Raw genomic sequence first — 15988 nt, 5'->3', positions numbered from 1 at the left:
TCGTCTTTTCCTTCTTGATTCAACCCAAATCCCGACTTATAATATAAGAAAAACGACCAATCGGAGGACTGACATGGCATTACAGGACTGTACCCTGAATTTAAACCGCACAGGAAGGGAACTGCAGCCCCATGGGACGCCGGACTTTCCCTGTGCAGGATATTCTTCTGTATATACAGACAGTGCCGGGGATGTGGTTCCCTGGCACTGGCATGAGGATTTGGAAATTATTTATGTTGAGTCCGGACATCTGAGACTGCAGGTTCCGGGTAAGACCCTTCATCTAAAACAGGGGGAAGGCGCTGTCGTCAATTCCAATATACTGCATTTTGCCGCGGCTGAGCCCCTTTGCGAACTCCACTCTCTGGTCTTTCACCCTCTTTTGGTAACCGGAGAAAAGGATTCCGTGTTTTCCAGGAGGTACGTGGCACCGCTTCTTCAGTGCAGAAGTTTTGACATCTGTCCATTTGACTATCTTGCCGGAGACTTAAGAGCCGGAAATCCTGCGGCCGTGTTCACCGCTGCCTTTGATGCATTTTGCGGCGGACCATTGGGATACGAGTTTGTGGTCCGTGAAAAACTGTCTTGTATATGCTGCTGCCTGTATATGTACTATTCCCATGCCATGGATTCCAGCAAACCAATGCCGGATACGGATAATATACGTATCCAAAAAATGATAAGTTTTATCCATGAACATTTTCAAGAAAACCTGGACCTGGCCCAGATTGCCAGGGCTGCGGATATCGGAGAGCGTGAGTGCCTGCGGTGTTTCAAACGCGCCATCCAGACCTCTCCCCTGCAGTATCTGCTGAAATACAGAGTAACCCAGGGGGCTTCCATGCTCCTTCGCAGCCCCCACAGCAGCATATCCTCCATAGCAGGCATGTGCGGATTCAACAGTCCCAGTAATTTTTCCCAGATGTTTGTGCGCTTCTTCAAGTGTACGCCCAGGGAATACAGGAAAGCCAGCTGCCCGCCTTCTATTTTCCCATAAAGCCTCCGTCAACCGGAATCACCGCGCCGGAAATATAGGATGATGCATCGGATGCCAGAAAGACCGCCAATCCCTGCAGATCCTCCATCCTGCCCCAGCGCCCCGCGGGAATCCGGCTGGTGATTTCTTCATATTGCTTTGGATTTACTTCCTTTATATTGGCAGTTAGTTCAGTGGCCATATACCCCGGTGCAATTGCGTTAACATTCACGCCCTGACCGGCCCATTCATTGGACAGTGCCTTTGTTATTTGTGCCACCCCGCCTTTACTGGCACTGTATGCCGGAATCAACACACTGGCAAAAAATGCGGTCATGGAAGCTATATTGATTATCTTACCATATTTTTGCGCCAGCATTGTTTTGCCGGCCAGCTGCGACATATAAAATACCGCATTCATATTAAGGGCAATAATTTTCTCCCAGCGGTCATGCGGAAAATCAACAGCCGGAGCCCTAAACTGTATGCCAGCTCCATTCAGCAATATGTCCACCCTGCCTCCCAGCTTCTCCAAACATTCATTATATATATTCTCCAGCTCTTCTGTTTTGGTCAGGTCGCCCCTTACCGCATGTACCATGGGACCTTTTTTTGCCATCTCCCCGGCGGAATCTCCAACCATATCCAAAATATCCAGCAGAACCACCTCGGCCCCTGCATCATGGAGCGCCTGTGCCATTCCATTACACAGCCCCTTTGCACCGCCGGTCACAATTGCCTTCTTACCCGCCAAGCTAAATTTATCTATAAAATTACTCATATTAAATATCCTTTTCTGTTTTTGTTTCCACAGCATATCTTAACTGCGATACAATCCGTAACCTAATTCTTTGCTTATCTGGCTGCCATATTTTTTCATGCATAATGTATATTTCTTAATGGTTGCCTCAGTAATCTGCTCCTTGGGAGCAGAAATACCGATGCAGCAGCTGACATTGCCGCTGTAATTGAAAACCGGTACTGCCAGGCATCTCACCCCCAACGTGCGTTCCTCGTCATCCAGGGCATAGCCCTGCTCCCTAATCTTCTTTAACTCTTTTTCTAAATTCTGATAGGTTGTAATCGTATTGGATGTATAATGTTCAAAATCATAGTCGCGGAAGATGTCTTCAATAAATGACGGAGGTTTGTAAGCCAGAACACATTTTCCCACAGCGGAACAATGCCACGCTTCAATCATTCCGATCTGGGCCGAAAGATTGTATTCCCTCTGGCTCCGTACCTGATCCACAATATACATTTTGCGATTTCCCATTGCCGCCAGATGGACACTTTCTTTGGTATCATCACAAATTTTGTATAGGTAGGGCCGCGCTACAATAGCCACATTGAAATTTTTTTTAACTCCTTCGCTGAGGTACAGATTCCGAAATCCCAGCCGGTATTTCTTACTGACCGGGTCAATACTTACCATATCATAGTGCATCAGCGTTGCCATCAGGCGGGAAACCGTACTTTTGTCCACCCCAAGAACGGATGCCACCTCCACAATTGTCGCACTTCCTCTTTCTTGAATGATTGATAAAATCTCAATTCCTCTCGCCAGTGACTGTACCATATAATACCTCTCTTACCTGTTTTCCCCCAGTAATTCAAGGACTGCCTTTGCCTTTTCACCGCCATCCGCCAAGACCTTCATAAAATCTTTACTTCCCGCAATTGCTTTTAATATTTCCGGATCCGAAGCTTTAAGAATATCTGTAAAATCTTTGTGGGAAAGCTTTGAGATACCTGCTAATGTCTGGCGGCTCATTGCCTGACTCTCCGCTCTTTCCTTAGGATAACCTGCCCCGGCCGGGTCTGCAAACAATTTTTCAAAAATATACTCCAGATTTATGCTGCCCGCCCAGCCATATCCTTTATTAAGCGGCAGGGACACGCAGTTGCCTCCGTTTATTTGTGAAAAGAGCCAGGCGTCTAACGGTTCCACGATCAAACCGCACACCACCCCCGGGAATTGCAGTACACCATTTAAAAAACCCTGTCCGGTGCCGCATCCCCCAATAACGAAGTCGCAGCTGCCGGTATTTAAAAGAACAGCCGCCATATAACTGGTGTGAATATACGTTAAAGACGGGGTTTGTTCCGGATTCTTCATCCCCACATTCAGTACCTCTGCATTGGTGGTCTTATGTAATGCGTTGACAATATCTTCATTTCTGATTGAAGCACTTACTTCATTGATAACCGCGATTTTCATGTTCCCTTTCCTCCTTTCGCCATAACCAGATTGCCTTCTGCTTCTTAGTACAATCCTGTTAACAGTCCAACGCCGTACATAACGACAGCCACGATTACACAGGACACAATCGACATCAGGACTCCTGCCTTTGCAAAATCTTTGATTGAAAAATACCCCGCTGAATATGCAATTACGTTTGTCGGAGTAGATGTAATTAAAATAAACGCCAGTGAAGATGCCAATGCCGCCGGAAATGCTATGGCCAACGTGGATATCCCAAGATTAATAGACAGCTCTATAATAATAGGAATAACAATACTTGCAGATACCGTGGCGCTGGAAAGCGTAATATTCATCAGCGATACACTTAATACCACCACAAAAATCATCAGAATGGGGCTTAATCCGCCCAGATTTCCTAACAGCCCCAGCGCGATCCAGTTTGCAACTCCTGTCTGGTAGAGCACCATTCCCAGGGATACGCCGGAAAGTACTAAAATGATACTGCTCCAGGACATTTCCTTCTCTATTTCTTTATATTTCGTTTTGCTGACACCCGGGAAGAAAAACAGCATTGTGGTTAAAATAACCGGCAAAGCAATTGGAATATCAACGCCCAACAGATCTGAAAGCTGTGAGGAAAACACCCATAGCGCAACCGTTGCAACAAAAAGAATTAAAGTAACCTTTTCATCCCGGGATAGCCTGGGCTGATTTTTGAATTCATTCCTAATCTCCTGATTTGTCCTTTTAAGATACTTCATTTCAGGCTTGAATGCCAATAAGAGCAGCCCCCATGCAATGGGAATATGAATCAGTGAAATCGGAACCCCGTATATCATCCAGTCCAGAAATGAAACATCAATTCCGGCCATATCCTTCATAAAGCCAATGGCCAATGGATTTGGGCCGTTTCCTGCAGGAGTTCCAAATCCGCCGATTAAGCTGCCCCAGGCCACAGAAATGAGCAATGCCTTACCGAAGTTGCTTTCCAGCGGCTTTAATCCCTCCTCATCCAGAAGAGACTTGGCCAGCGGCATAAGCATGGCAGCAACAGCCATGTTGGAAATCCACATTGACAACAGCACGCCCACCACCAGGAAGCCTAATATAACATATTTAGTGCTGTTTCCGGTGATTGAAAGGCATACATTAACAAGCCTTTTTCCAAGCCCTGATTTATTGATGAACGCACTTAAGATAAATACGCCGATAAAGAATATAACATTAATGTTGCCAAAACCGGTTTTAACAATGCCTCCAAAGGAATCGACACCGAACAGGGCCAACAGCGCCATTGCCAGCAGACCTGTAAAGTGGAACGGAATCGCTTCTGTTATCCAGAGCAGAAGGGCAAAAATCAAAACAGCCAGTGCATTCTGTCCTTCCGGTGTCAGCGTTGCATCTTTTATCGTAGCAATTGATGCCGGAAAGCTGACATTCTTAATAAATACCAACACAATAAGGCTAATACATATATAAATCCATCTTTTTGCATTTACTGATAAACCACCCGATGTACCCGATACATTATTTATATTACTCATAATCAATTTTCTCCATTTTATCTGATAATCTGACTGCGCGGTGAGAAACGAAGATGATTATTCAGACATTTCATTTAAGATCTTTTCCGGTGTAGCCGGAAGTGAAGTGACCCGTACCCCCACGGCATCATAAATGGCATTCACAATTGCCGGTATTGTGGGCAGAGGAGCCGGCTCTCCAATTCCCTTTGCGCCAAGGGGACTAAAAGGATCCCTGTTTTCAACCAGACTGGTGCAAAACATCGGCACATCCACGCTGGTAGGCAGAATATATTTTGCAAAGTTCCTGTTTACTGGCACACCTTCAGATAATACAAAATTTTCCATAATAGCCTGTCCTATGCTCTGAACAGCGCCACCTTCGATCTGCCCTTCAATCCCCTGAGGATTGATTGCTCTTCCAACATCATGGGAAGCCCAGATGCCAAGAACATGAACCTCTCCTGTAAACGTATCAACGGCAACCTCCGCAATCTGGCTTCCAAACACATACGCCTGCCAGGGATTGCCTTCTCCGCTCACCGGCTCCAAGGCTTCATGATGAGCTGTATATGTGCCTGAACCCAAAGGAACATAGCCCCTAACCTTTTTACAAATATCAACGGCCTCTTTAAGAGAAAGATCATAACGGGAGTGGCCCTGCACAAAAATTCTTCTGTTCCTCATACAGATTGAGGAAGAATCAACATTCCAGTAGGCTGCAATTTCCCTTATAAATTTCCCTTTTACATCCCTGCATGCATTTAATACCGCATTGCCAATCATATACGACTGTCTGCTGGCACCGGCATGGGCGGCTTCAGGAGATCTTGCTGTATCGTTATCCCCGATGGTAATATCTTCCGGATACATTCCAAGTTCATCCGCCGCAATCTGTGTTAAAACGGTCAGAATACCTTCGCCAATCTCAGTAACACCGGTTAATATCATAGCAGTGCCGCCGTCGTCAATTTCGACAAATGCTCCGGCCTTATCAACCGTTGCGCAGCGTCCTATTCCGTACCACCCGGTTCCGACACCGCGCCCGTATTTAAATCTTGCTTTACAAAGTTCAACAGCAGCAGGTGCCTTGAACTCACTGCCTGGTATGTAAGGCTGTACAGTCTGGCTGCCCTTTACATCTTTTCTCACCCGGCCTCTTACATTAGACGGCCCCGGTTCCCATGCGGCCATCCGTGCACATTGGTTCAGTGTTTCACAATAGCTCACACTCCCCAGTACCTGCCCGGTATGGGTAACAGCTCCGTCCCTTACTCCGTTTATTAAACGCAGTTCAATTGGATCAATTCCCAAACGTTCAGAGCAGATATCCATCGTTGATTCGATTGCAAAGGTCGGCTGTAAGATTCCGAACGTTCTCATTGCCCCGGAAGGCGTATTGTTTGTATAGTAACCTTTTGAGATAACCCTGACGTTCTCTATTTCGTAAGGTCCCGCTCCCAATATGGCTGATTTAGCCACTGTTCCTTTTGTGGAAAAACAATAGGCTCCCCCATCTGATTTTAAATCTATTTCAACTGCTTGTATTTTGCCGTCTTTCCTCAATCCGATTTTATGGTGAATTAAAACAGGATGACGTTTACAGCTTCCAATCATGGAATCATTTCTGGAAAAGACCAGCTTTACAGGCCGTTTTGTTTTAAGCGCGGCAATGGCTAAAATACCCTGATAAATCATATCCTCCTTGCCGCCAAAGCCGCCGCCCACAGGCGTCATGATAACCCTGATTTTATTGATGGGCATGTCAAGAATTTTCGCCAAAAGCATGCGGTGATGAGTGATATCCTGATCACATGATTTTACCACCAATACTCCGTCAGGATCGCAATACGCAAGACCTGCTTCCGTTTCAAGATAGGCATGATCCACACATTGTGTAGAATAATCCTGTTCAACAATAATATCGCTGTTTCTAAAACCGTTTTCAACATCGCCTTTTATAACAGATGTGAAAGAAACCACGTTGTCCGGGTAATCATCATGAACCACTGATTTACAGCCAATTGCATCGGCAATACCAGAGACAACAGGAAGCTTCCTGTATGTAATCTCAATTAATTTTTCAGCTTCTTCCGCCTCTTCTAACGTTTCAGCTACAATAGCTGCAACCGGTTCTCCATAAAAGCGGATTTTACCCTTTGCCAGAACGGGCTGATCATGATAGTAGACACCAAACCCATCTTCGCCCGGCACATCTTTACTGGTAATAACCGTTTCAACCCCCGGCATCGTAAGTGCCTTTTCATAATCAATCTTCAGTATCTCAGCATGAACCTCCCGGCTTCTGACAAGGTGGACATGAAGCATTCTGGGCATCGTCATGTCGGCCGCATATTCCAGTGCGCCCGCAGCCTTCCCCTTGGCGTCCACTCTCTCTATCCGTGAACCGATGATTTTGCCTGTATCCGGAACAATGGAATCCAGACAATCAGCGCTTTGGTCATGATTCAGGATATCCCGTGCCAATTCTATGGCTTCAACTATTTTGACGTAGCCTGTGCATCTGCATATATTTCCGCCGAGACGTCTTCTAATTTCGACTTTATCAGGATGCCTGTTTTCTTTTAATATGGTTGTCGCTGCCATAATCATACCCGGAGTACAATAACCGCATTGAACAGCCCCGGCTTTTATGAAACATCTTTGTATAATACTCAACCCGTCAGTTCCAATGCCTTCTATGGTCAGAATCTCACAGTGATTGGCTTTGATAACCGGTATCATACAGCTCTTTTTCAGTACGCCGTTAATCAAAACAGAACAAGTTCCGCACTCTCCTGCATTGCAGCCCTTTTTTGTTCCAATCAAATGAAGCTCTTCTCTCAAAAAATCCGCAAGTCTCATTGACGGAGCAACATATTTACAAACTTTTTTGCCATTTACTTTTAATTCTATCTTTACAAGTTCTGCATTCATAATTTTCCACTCTTTTAAGATGCATTTTTGCGTCTTCGGCATTTGGTCAACACGGTACAATATTAATTTCTGCAAGTGATTCATAAAGACCGGCCAGCAAAAAGTTTCTGATGACTGTCTTTCTATACTCTCTTCTGCTTCTGGACTTAACAATATCTCCGGGAATACATTCGGCCATCTTCAGAATCATATCCTTTGAAATACGGTTTCCCTTCAAATTGTCCTCGATTTCATTTAATCTTACAGGAGCCGGTCCGATTCCTCCAAACGCAATTCTGACATCCTTAAAATATTGATTCGTTTCATCGGCCTTTACTAAAAAGGCAGAGTTCACGGTTGAAATACACAAAGAACGTCTAAGCCCGACTTTTTTAAAGGCACACCCGTAATCTTTCAATATGGGGCATGTAACTGACTGGATAACCTCTCCTTCCGACAACGAAGTTTTGCCAACCCCTTTAATAAAATCAGATAGCGGTACATCACTCATGCAAATATCGTTATCGTTTTGCCTAATCGTATGAACCGTTGCATCCATGGCCAATAAAGGCGGTATCAAATCAGCGCAGGGAGATGCGTTTGCCAGGTTGCCTCCAACTGTTGCAATCTCCCGTATCTGCTGATCTGCAAAGTAACTGGCTGCATGCCTCAAAACAGGCACAGTGTCAATTAATTCCGGTTCTTCTAAAAACTGTTGTATTCTGGTATTTGCCCCAATTGTTATAAACCCGCATTTAGATTCAATTATGGAAAAATCTTCAATGCTGCTGATATCAATTGCAGAGTCCTGACCGTTAAAAGGAGTCCTTTCTTCTGCAAGCAGATCGGTTCCTCCGGAAATAATATCAAAGGAATGAGCATTATGTTCCATCAAACGGAAAAGTTCTTCCTTTGATTTCGGCATATAATATTTTTTGTATTGAAGCATACAATTACTCTCCTAGCCCGGAATCTTCACAACTACTTTGATTGCGTCGTCTATTCTTTCTTTTGAATATTTCAGGGCTGTAAGCAGATCCCCAAAGCCAAATGTATGAGTATGAATCAAGGAGGCGTCAAAGCGCTTTTCGCTAATCAGGGAAGCCGCTCTGTGAACAGCGCTTCTGCCTTCGCCTCTGATGCCAAAGAGAGAAATGTTATTGCGGACCAAAGCTGCCACATCAACCTCAACAGGCTTTGACGGAAAAGCGGCCAGACAGATTCTTCCGCCCCTTTTGACCATATTGGCTGCTTCATTGACAGCATTTGGGGCGCCGGAGCATTCCATTACATAGTGAACACCTTCACCATTTGTAATTTCTTTAACCGCCTTGACAACATCCTGGTTTCTGACATTTACAGTGTAATCTGCCCCCAGTTTTTTACCAAGCTCAAGTCTGTTATCTCTTGTACCGGTCAAAATTACCGGATTGGCGCCCAAAGCCTTAGCGACCGCAACCGCCATCAGACCAATGGGGCCTGGTCCGGTTACAACCACCGACTGACCTGCAATCAAACCGCCAAGGGTATCTAAACCATACATTGCAGTTCCGGCCGTCACAATCAGGGTTGCCTCTTCATCAGTAACATTGTCGCCCACATGGCACAACGTATTTACATTGTTGATAGCGTATTCCGCAAAGCCTCCGTCCGTTGTAAAACCATTGGCTCTGTGGCCTTTATCGTTGCCTTCGTAGTTTTTGCCATAATTCAGGCACGAAGTATACATGCCCTCGCGGCAGCGCTCACAGCTGGAACAGCCGGCATGGATTTCCACTGCCACTCTGTCGCCAACTTTATACTCATCAACACCATCTCCCAGCTTAACAACGGTTCCCATATACTCATGTCCGGGCGTAAAGCCCTTATTAAAAGGCAGACCGCCTTGAATCATAGCGGGTGGTCCGTTTTCAATGATTTCCAAATCAGTGGCGCAAATAGCCACCGCATCAATTTTTACAAGTACCTCTGACTTTTTAGGCCGCGGAACCGGTTTCTCTTCCAACGTAAGTACTCCAGGATCTCCCAAGACCCATGCTTTCATTGTTTCTGGAATTTCATAATTCATAGAATATTTCCTCCTTTTTTATTGTACATTTTTTTAAGTCATCCGTTTTCACAACAACACATGACCGTTTCCTCAGATAATGCAGTGCTCTTAAAAGGCCTAAAAGCCAATCGTGTGTTTCAGTTTCTGGACCCTTTCACACCAATTTCCAACATTCCAGTCCCCAAAAGAACCAAGGCCGGACAGCTCGTCTCTGCCGTAATATACGGGGACATGCACCAGGGACAGACCATCATACTCATATGCCTGGCTTAATGCTTTTTCAAGTTCCTCGGCCGTAGCTCCGCCATAGAATCCCTTCACCCCTTTGACTGCTTCTGCCATTTGAACGTAATCTACTATAACTGAATCATCGGTTTTATACTCTACGTCATATTGAGAGTGCTGCAGACTGGTAATAGCCCCCATACGCCGGTTATCAAACAAAACAATCATGCCTCTGAGTCCATGCTGAACCCCGTCAATTAATATCTGGGGATTCATCATAAAGCTTCCGTCACCGGTAAAGGCCACAGGGTAATCTTTTCCTCCTGCCAGTGCAAAAGCAAGCATGGAGGATACTGCAAATCCCATATAGGATGAGCCTGTGTCTGTTATTGTTTGTCCCGGTTTTTCATCTGTTACAATCTGGAACCCGTTTGCCTGAACATCCCCCGCGTCAAATATTTTTACGCAGCCATGCATATCCGCAAAGTCCACTGCCTTTTTGATGGCTGCTGGCTCTGTCAGAATGGACTCTCCCCTCTTTTCATCCACCAAGACAGGATTGTCATATCTTAGCTGCTTATAGGTCTCCCACTCCATTCTCTTATCCGTACATTCTTTCAGCCACTCAGGGTCAGATGTTTTATTTTCAGTTTTTTTCAGCAGCTCAATTATTTTTAAGAGTACTTCTTCTGCATCACCCTGTATGCGCACAGAATTATTATATTGGGCCAGGTCATCGTAATCGCAATTGATATTTATAATTTTCTTAGCCTTACGAAACGAGGTTCCTGAACTGTCCCATTGACAAACGCCTCTTGCTCCAATGGCAATCATTAAATCACATTCGTTCATAGCGTAATTTCCGCATATTGAACCCTTGGAACCGCCAACACTCATATTGCGCTTTTTTGAATATGGATATAAGCCCGGTACCTGCGGTCCGTGTACATATACAGCATCTGTCAGTTCTAAAAATTCCTCCAGTACTTCGGCCGTGACATCTGCTGCTCCGCCTCCAACTTTGACTGTAATCCTGGACGAATCGAGGATAGCCTCCAGTGCGGCGTTGAAAACGCTCATATCTGTGCTTATAACTTTTGACTCCTCTGATTTTTCAGTAAACTCAAGCAGATTGCAGCTTTCCATTAATTTGGGCTGGATATTCATGGGAAGAAGCATGTAAAATGGTGTACGTTTTGCTCTACCATGGACTGCCGCATCTCCTCTTTTCAACGCTGTAAACACTGCTTCCGGCGTATGCAGCGAATATGCAGGCCCAAATGTTGACAGGAGCCGCAGAAACAGTTCCTGCTCTCTTTTGGGGATTTGCTGCATGTTAGGCCCTTCACTGTGGCTGGTTTCATCACCCATCAAATAATAGACGCCAAGGCCATTGGCCAACGGAACCAGCGATCCGGCAGCGGCCTGTAAGGCACCCGGTCCAATGGAAGTAAAAACCGCCGGAACCTCATTATATTTCCATCTGAGCATTGCCGCCACATGGGAAGCTTCTACTTCGTTCCGGACATTAACCGTCTTAACAGCACTTTCTTCTTCATATATACGCAGCACTTCACCGACATCAGTCATTCCATGACCGAAAATACCCACAAAGGTCTTCACACCCTGATTTATTAACCCTAACACAACTGCCTCGCTGAGGCTGATGTCCTGAAATTGTTCCAGGCTGCCCGCTTCCACAGCTTTACGAATTGTGCCGTGTGTTTTAATCTCTTTCGCACGTTTTCTTCTCTGTTCCATCATTTCATTCATAATTATTCCTCTATATCCTTCTTAATTTCATGTGCTTCCATCTTCCCCGCCTCTTTCTAGACATTTGCTTCCATTTAAACTTACTTCCTCCTTCTGGTAATCAGTTCGGTTAAAATTACCGCTTTCTTGGATTTGATTATATCATAACGAGAATATGTTACAATACACAATCGGGAACTCGATTGCGCATTATGCAACCATGGGTAATTTTGTCTTTTTTCAACAAATAAATAAGGTATTTATAGTCATATTTGCCAAAGTAGTGTTAATGTAAGATATATGTTATAATGAGAGAAATCCATATGGGGTGGGGGATTCGATCCAAAACTGTTGGGGAAATCGGTAGATAACATAAAAAATATTGATGCCGGAATTGATACCGGCAAGGATTCTTATAGGAGCGATAAAATGATACAATCTCTTGATCGAGCAATGACAATTCTGTCAATTCTTGAACAGAAAAACACGGCAAGCGTTACAGAAATTGCGGAAGAATTAGGTGTAAATAAAAGCACTGTCTCCCGGTTAATGGAGACTCTGAAAAAACATGATATGGTGCAGGCAGATCCTGCAACAAAAAAGTATGGCCTGGGCTTTAAAATCTTATATTTGGGAGAAGGCGTAAAACGTAATATTAATATCATAACAATTGCCCGTCCCTTTTTGACAAAACTTTATGATGAACTGGATGAAAGTGTACATTTATGTGCCTTCAATAACGATGCAGCCTATGTAGTAGATCAAGTCCAGTCAAATAAGGTATATAACCTGTCCGCTACTGTCGGCATGGCGGAGCCGCTGCATAGTTCCTCTGTCGGAAAATGCATCCTTGCTTTCCGCGCCCCTTTCGCTGCTGTGCGTTTGTTAAAGGACTACCCCCTGACAGCTTATACTCCGAAAACAATTACAGACATGGACATTCTGATGGAACAGCTGGCAATCATACGCAGCCAGGGCTATGCAGTGGACGACGAAGAGATAGCTTTAGGCGTCAGATGTATCGCCGCCCCTATTTATGATTATCGCGGCGAAGTAAATTACAGTCTGGGCGTCTCAGGAACAACCAACAATATAAAACCAGCTGCCATGGACCGGTATCTCTCAGCACTGCTGTCTGCCAGCAGCCAAATCAGTTCTGCGCTGGGTTATAAATGCGGCAGACAACGCCCGGAAGTTCAACCACCCGTTCCGTATGGAGATAGCGGCCGGGAAGAATAAAACGGCTGAGAGTACAGAAAAGCGGGCTCCGAAGAGTCCGCCATCCATGGTATGCCGCATTTATCAACTGTTTTTATCCCCTTTATTGTTTCTGTCATGGTAAATGTAATTGCCCGTTACATATGCAGGGGTTAGACAGAAATAAGGACGACAACTAACTCAAATGAAACCCTCAGGAATTGCAGTCCTGAGGGTTTCCCTTTGTGCTTCAAATAAATATAATCTCTTTTGCCTGTTTATATTATATCAAGCACTGATTACAAAATCACTTAATAGTTTTAGCGTAAACCACGATGTTACTTATTGTTCAACGCCGCCTGTGCTGCTGCCAGACGTGCAATCGGAACACGGAATGGTGAGCAGGATACATAGTTCAGTCCAATCTTATGGCAGAACTCTACGGATGAAGGATCGCCGCCGTGCTCGCCGCAGATACCGCACTTAAGGTCTGCCTTTGTGGAGCGTCCCTTCTCAACAGCCATCTTAACCAGCTGTCCAACGCCTTCCTGATCCAGCCTTGCAAATGGGTCAGACTCGTAAATCTTAGCCTTGTAGTAGGAATCCAGGAACTTGCCGGCATCGTCACGTGAGAAGCCGAAGGTCATCTGTGTAAGGTCATTGGTTCCGAATGAGAAGAAGTCTGCCTCTTCTGCAACCTTGTCAGCAGTCAGGGCTGCCCTCGGAATCTCAATCATGGTACCGATGTGGTACTGGATATCGGAGTTCTTCTCCTTCTTAACCAGTTCAGCAATCTCAACCACTACGTCCTTAACGTACTTAAGCTCTTTCTTCTCGCCAACCAATGGAATCATAATCTCAGGAACAATGTCATATCCGCACTCTTCCTTAATCTCGATTGCAGCTTCCATGACAGCCCTTGTCTGCATCTTGGCAATCTCCGGATAGGTAACAGCCAGACGGCATCCGCGGTGGCCCATCATTGGGTTGAACTCATGAAGTTCTGCACACTTGGCTTTAACATCCTCAACCGTCATTCCCATATCATCAGCCAGTGCCTTGATGTCATCCGGATCGGTAGGAACAAACTCATGCAGAGGCGGATCCAGGTAACGAACGGTCATAGGTCTTCCCTCCAGAGCCTTGTACATGGCCTTGAAGTCGCCCTTCTGGAATGGAATCAGCTCGTTTAATGCTTCTTCTCTCTGCGCAACTGTCTCGGACAGAATCATCTTACGAATCTTCGGAATTCTCTCTGCGTCAAAGAACATATGCTCTGTACGGCAGAGACCGATGCCCTCAGCACCCAGCTTAACTGCGTTCAGGGTGTCGGCAGGGGTATCAGCGTTGGTGCGTACACGCAGGGTCCTGAACTGGTCAGCCCACTCCATGATGCGCTCAAAGTTACCGCTTACAGTAGCTTCCTGTGTAGCGATGTCACCCTTGTAGATCTTTCCTGTAGAACCATCCAGGGAAATGTAATCTCCCTCATGGAATGTATGTCCGCCAAGTTCAAATACCTTAGCTTCTTCGTCAATCTTAATCTCGCCGCAGCCGGATACACAGCAGGTACCCATGCCGCGTGCAACAACTGCTGCATGGCTGGTCATACCGCCGCGGACAGTCAGGATACCCTGCGCAGCGTGCATACCCTCAATATCCTCTGGGGATGTCTCCAGACGAACCAGGATAACTCTCTCGCCTCTGCCGCCCTTGCCGGCATCCTTAGCCTCGTCAGCTGTAAAGTATACCTTACCAGCTGCAGCGCCAGGAGATGCAGGAAGCGCGCTTCCGATTACTTCGCCGGCCTTCAGTGCTTCCGGTACAAAGGTTGGATGCAGCAGCTGGTCTAAAGACTTAGCCTCGATTCTGCATACAGCCTCTTCTGGTGTAATCATGCCCTCATCTACTAAATCGCAGGCAATCTGGATGGCTGCCGGAGCAGTCCTCTTGCCGTTACGTGTCTGTAAGAAGTACAGCTTGCCTTCCTCAATGGTAAACTCCATATCCTGCATATCCCGGAAATGGTTCTCCAGCTTCATAGCCAGATCCATAAATTCCTTATAGCACTCCGGAAGGTCCTCTGCCAGCTTGGAGATTGGCTGTGGTGTACGTACACCTGCAACCACGTCTTCACCCTGTGCATTAATCAGGTACTCGCCGTAAATTCCCTTTGCGCCGGTGGATGGGTTACGTGTAAACGCAACACCTGTACCGGAGGTCTCGCCCTTATTTCCGAATACCATGGTCTGAACATTAACAGCAGTACCCCAGTCGCCGGGGATATCGTTCATACGGCGGTATACGATGGCACGTGGGTTGTCCCAGGAACGGAACACAGCCTTAACAGCGCCCATCAGCTGCTCGGTAGGATCCTGCGGGAAATCCTCGCCGTTCATAGCTTCTTTGTAAACAGCCTTGAATTTTGCTGCCAGCTCTTTCAAATCATCAGCAGTCAGATCTGTATCAAAATGTACGCCCTTTGCTTCTTTCATCTCGTCGATGATTTTCTCGAAGTAGGACTTTGGAACTTCCATAACAACGTCAGAATACATCTGGATGAATCTGCGGTAGGAATCGTAAGCAAATCTTGGGTTGCCGGTTTTCTTTGCAAATCCCTCAACTGCAACGTCGTTTAATCCCAGGTTCAGGATTGTATCCATCATACCAGGCATGGACGCCCGTGCGCCGGAACGTACGGAAACCAGTAACGGATCCTCTGTATCGCCGAACTTCTTGCCATTGATACCTTCCAGCCAGGTAATTGCCTCAAAAATCTGGTCCTGAATTTCCTGTGAAATCTGCTTGCCACAGTTATAATATTCGGTACAAGCCTCTGTTGTAACAGTAAATCCCTGTGGAATGGGCATTCCCAGGTTTGTCATTTCTGCTAAGTTGCAGCCCTTGCCGCCAAGAAGGTTTCTCATTGCCGCACTGCCTTCGTGGAACTTATAAACCCATTTTGCCATAAGTTAATTCCTCCTCATGTTCTTGTAGACTGGCATTCTACGCTCTGTTTTATGCCTTTCATTTCTGAACGGAACAAATATATATGTCTTGTCCGTCCACCTCGTTCATTATATCACAAAGATTTCGCGAGTAAAGAGTTTTTCCGTGAAAATTTGTTAAATTTTAAGGTAAAA

11 protein-coding genes are annotated in these 15988 nt (G+C 45.7%); 2 read left to right on the top strand and 9 right to left on the bottom strand.

Going from position 1 to position 15988, the window contains the following annotated elements; translation table 11 throughout:
• Positions 1 to 73: 73 nt before the first annotated feature.
• Entirely contained in the window at positions 74 to 997 is a 924-nt protein-coding gene (locus LI015_RS02030; protein ID WP_195633545.1) for an AraC family transcriptional regulator, read from the top strand.
• Here the strand turns inward: LI015_RS02030 and LI015_RS02025 are convergent.
• From LI015_RS02025 to LI015_RS01990, 8 genes are all read right to left on the bottom strand, one after another.
• Positions 984 to 1757, bottom strand: a complete 774-nt coding sequence (locus tag LI015_RS02025) for an SDR family oxidoreductase (RefSeq protein ID WP_227123906.1) — start codon at positions 1755 to 1757, stop codon at positions 984 to 986. The two genes, LI015_RS02030 and LI015_RS02025, sit on opposite strands and share 14 nt — an antisense overlap.
• Positions 1758 to 1796: 39 nt before the next feature.
• The gene (locus LI015_RS02020; protein ID WP_002567771.1) at positions 1797 to 2555 is read right to left on the bottom strand and encodes an IclR family transcriptional regulator; all 759 of its coding nucleotides are present in this window, start codon (positions 2553 to 2555) and stop codon (positions 1797 to 1799) included.
• A gap of 12 nt (positions 2556 to 2567) precedes the next feature.
• On the bottom strand, positions 2568 to 3197 hold the full coding sequence (locus LI015_RS02015) for an RpiB/LacA/LacB family sugar-phosphate isomerase (protein WP_002571835.1): 630 nt from the start codon (positions 3195 to 3197) through the stop codon (positions 2568 to 2570).
• Between the two features lie 44 nt (positions 3198 to 3241).
• Positions 3242 to 4726, bottom strand: a complete 1485-nt coding sequence (locus tag LI015_RS02010; protein WP_002567773.1) for an SLC13 family permease — start codon at positions 4724 to 4726, stop codon at positions 3242 to 3244.
• 57 nt (positions 4727 to 4783) lie between these two features.
• On the bottom strand, positions 4784 to 7642 hold the full coding sequence (locus tag LI015_RS02005) for a molybdopterin-dependent oxidoreductase (protein ID WP_227123904.1): 2859 nt from the start codon (positions 7640 to 7642) through the stop codon (positions 4784 to 4786).
• Positions 7643 to 7688: 46 nt separating this feature from the next.
• The gene (locus LI015_RS02000; RefSeq protein ID WP_195634149.1) at positions 7689 to 8570 is read right to left on the bottom strand and encodes an FAD binding domain-containing protein; all 882 of its coding nucleotides are present in this window, start codon (positions 8568 to 8570) and stop codon (positions 7689 to 7691) included.
• Between the two features lie 12 nt (positions 8571 to 8582).
• Positions 8583 to 9689 carry a zinc-dependent alcohol dehydrogenase gene (locus tag LI015_RS01995; RefSeq protein WP_002567776.1) on the bottom strand — a complete coding sequence of 369 codons (1107 nt, stop codon included), beginning with the start codon at positions 9687 to 9689 and terminating at the stop codon, positions 8583 to 8585.
• Between the two features lie 99 nt (positions 9690 to 9788).
• Positions 9789 to 11669 carry a thiamine pyrophosphate-dependent enzyme gene (locus LI015_RS01990; RefSeq protein ID WP_002571831.1) on the bottom strand — a complete coding sequence of 627 codons (1881 nt, stop codon included), beginning with the start codon at positions 11667 to 11669 and terminating at the stop codon, positions 9789 to 9791.
• A gap of 408 nt (positions 11670 to 12077) precedes the next feature.
• Between LI015_RS01990 and LI015_RS01985 the strand changes: the two genes are divergently transcribed.
• On the top strand, positions 12078 to 12887 hold the full coding sequence (locus LI015_RS01985; protein WP_002567778.1) for an IclR family transcriptional regulator: 810 nt from the start codon (positions 12078 to 12080) through the stop codon (positions 12885 to 12887).
• Between the two features lie 296 nt (positions 12888 to 13183).
• On the opposite strand, the gene ppdK is transcribed toward LI015_RS01985, so the two are convergent.
• A complete protein-coding gene (gene ppdK / locus LI015_RS01980) occupies positions 13184 to 15814 on the bottom strand; it encodes a pyruvate, phosphate dikinase (protein WP_002567779.1) in 2631 nt (876 codons plus the stop codon).
• Between the last annotated feature and the right edge of the window lie 174 nt (positions 15815 to 15988).

It is taken from the genome of Enterocloster sp. 210928-DFI.2.20, assembly GCF_020554465.1.
Taxonomy (GTDB): Bacteria; Bacillota; Clostridia; order Lachnospirales; family Lachnospiraceae; genus Enterocloster; species Enterocloster bolteae.
The sequence above is the reverse complement of the archived record's forward strand: the minus strand, read 5'-3'. Positions and strand labels throughout refer to the sequence as shown.

Bases quoted from the DNA above. Each gene is read 5' to 3' on its own strand.
- LI015_RS02030 (WP_195633545.1), top strand. From the start codon at position 74: ATGGCATTACAGGACTGTACCCTGAATTTAAACCGCACAGGAAGGGAA.
- LI015_RS02025 (WP_227123906.1), bottom strand. From the start codon at position 1,757: ATGAGTAATTTTATAGATAAATTTAGCTTGGCGGGTAAGAAGGCAATT.
- LI015_RS02020 (WP_002567771.1), bottom strand. From the start codon at position 2,555: ATGGTACAGTCACTGGCGAGAGGAATTGAGATTTTATCAATCATTCAA.
- LI015_RS02015 (WP_002571835.1), bottom strand. From the start codon at position 3,197: ATGAAAATCGCGGTTATCAATGAAGTAAGTGCTTCAATCAGAAATGAA.
- LI015_RS02010 (WP_002567773.1), bottom strand. From the start codon at position 4,726: ATGAGTAATATAAATAATGTATCGGGTACATCGGGTGGTTTATCAGTA.
- LI015_RS02005 (WP_227123904.1), bottom strand. From the start codon at position 7,642: ATGAATGCAGAACTTGTAAAGATAGAATTAAAAGTAAATGGCAAAAAA.
- LI015_RS02000 (WP_195634149.1), bottom strand. From the start codon at position 8,570: ATGCTTCAATACAAAAAATATTATATGCCGAAATCAAAGGAAGAACTT.
- LI015_RS01995 (WP_002567776.1), bottom strand. From the start codon at position 9,689: ATGAATTATGAAATTCCAGAAACAATGAAAGCATGGGTCTTGGGAGAT.
- LI015_RS01990 (WP_002571831.1), bottom strand. From the start codon at position 11,669: ATGAATGAAATGATGGAACAGAGAAGAAAACGTGCGAAAGAGATTAAA.
- LI015_RS01985 (WP_002567778.1), top strand. From the start codon at position 12,078: ATGATACAATCTCTTGATCGAGCAATGACAATTCTGTCAATTCTTGAA.
- ppdK (WP_002567779.1), bottom strand. From the start codon at position 15,814: ATGGCAAAATGGGTTTATAAGTTCCACGAAGGCAGTGCGGCAATGAGA.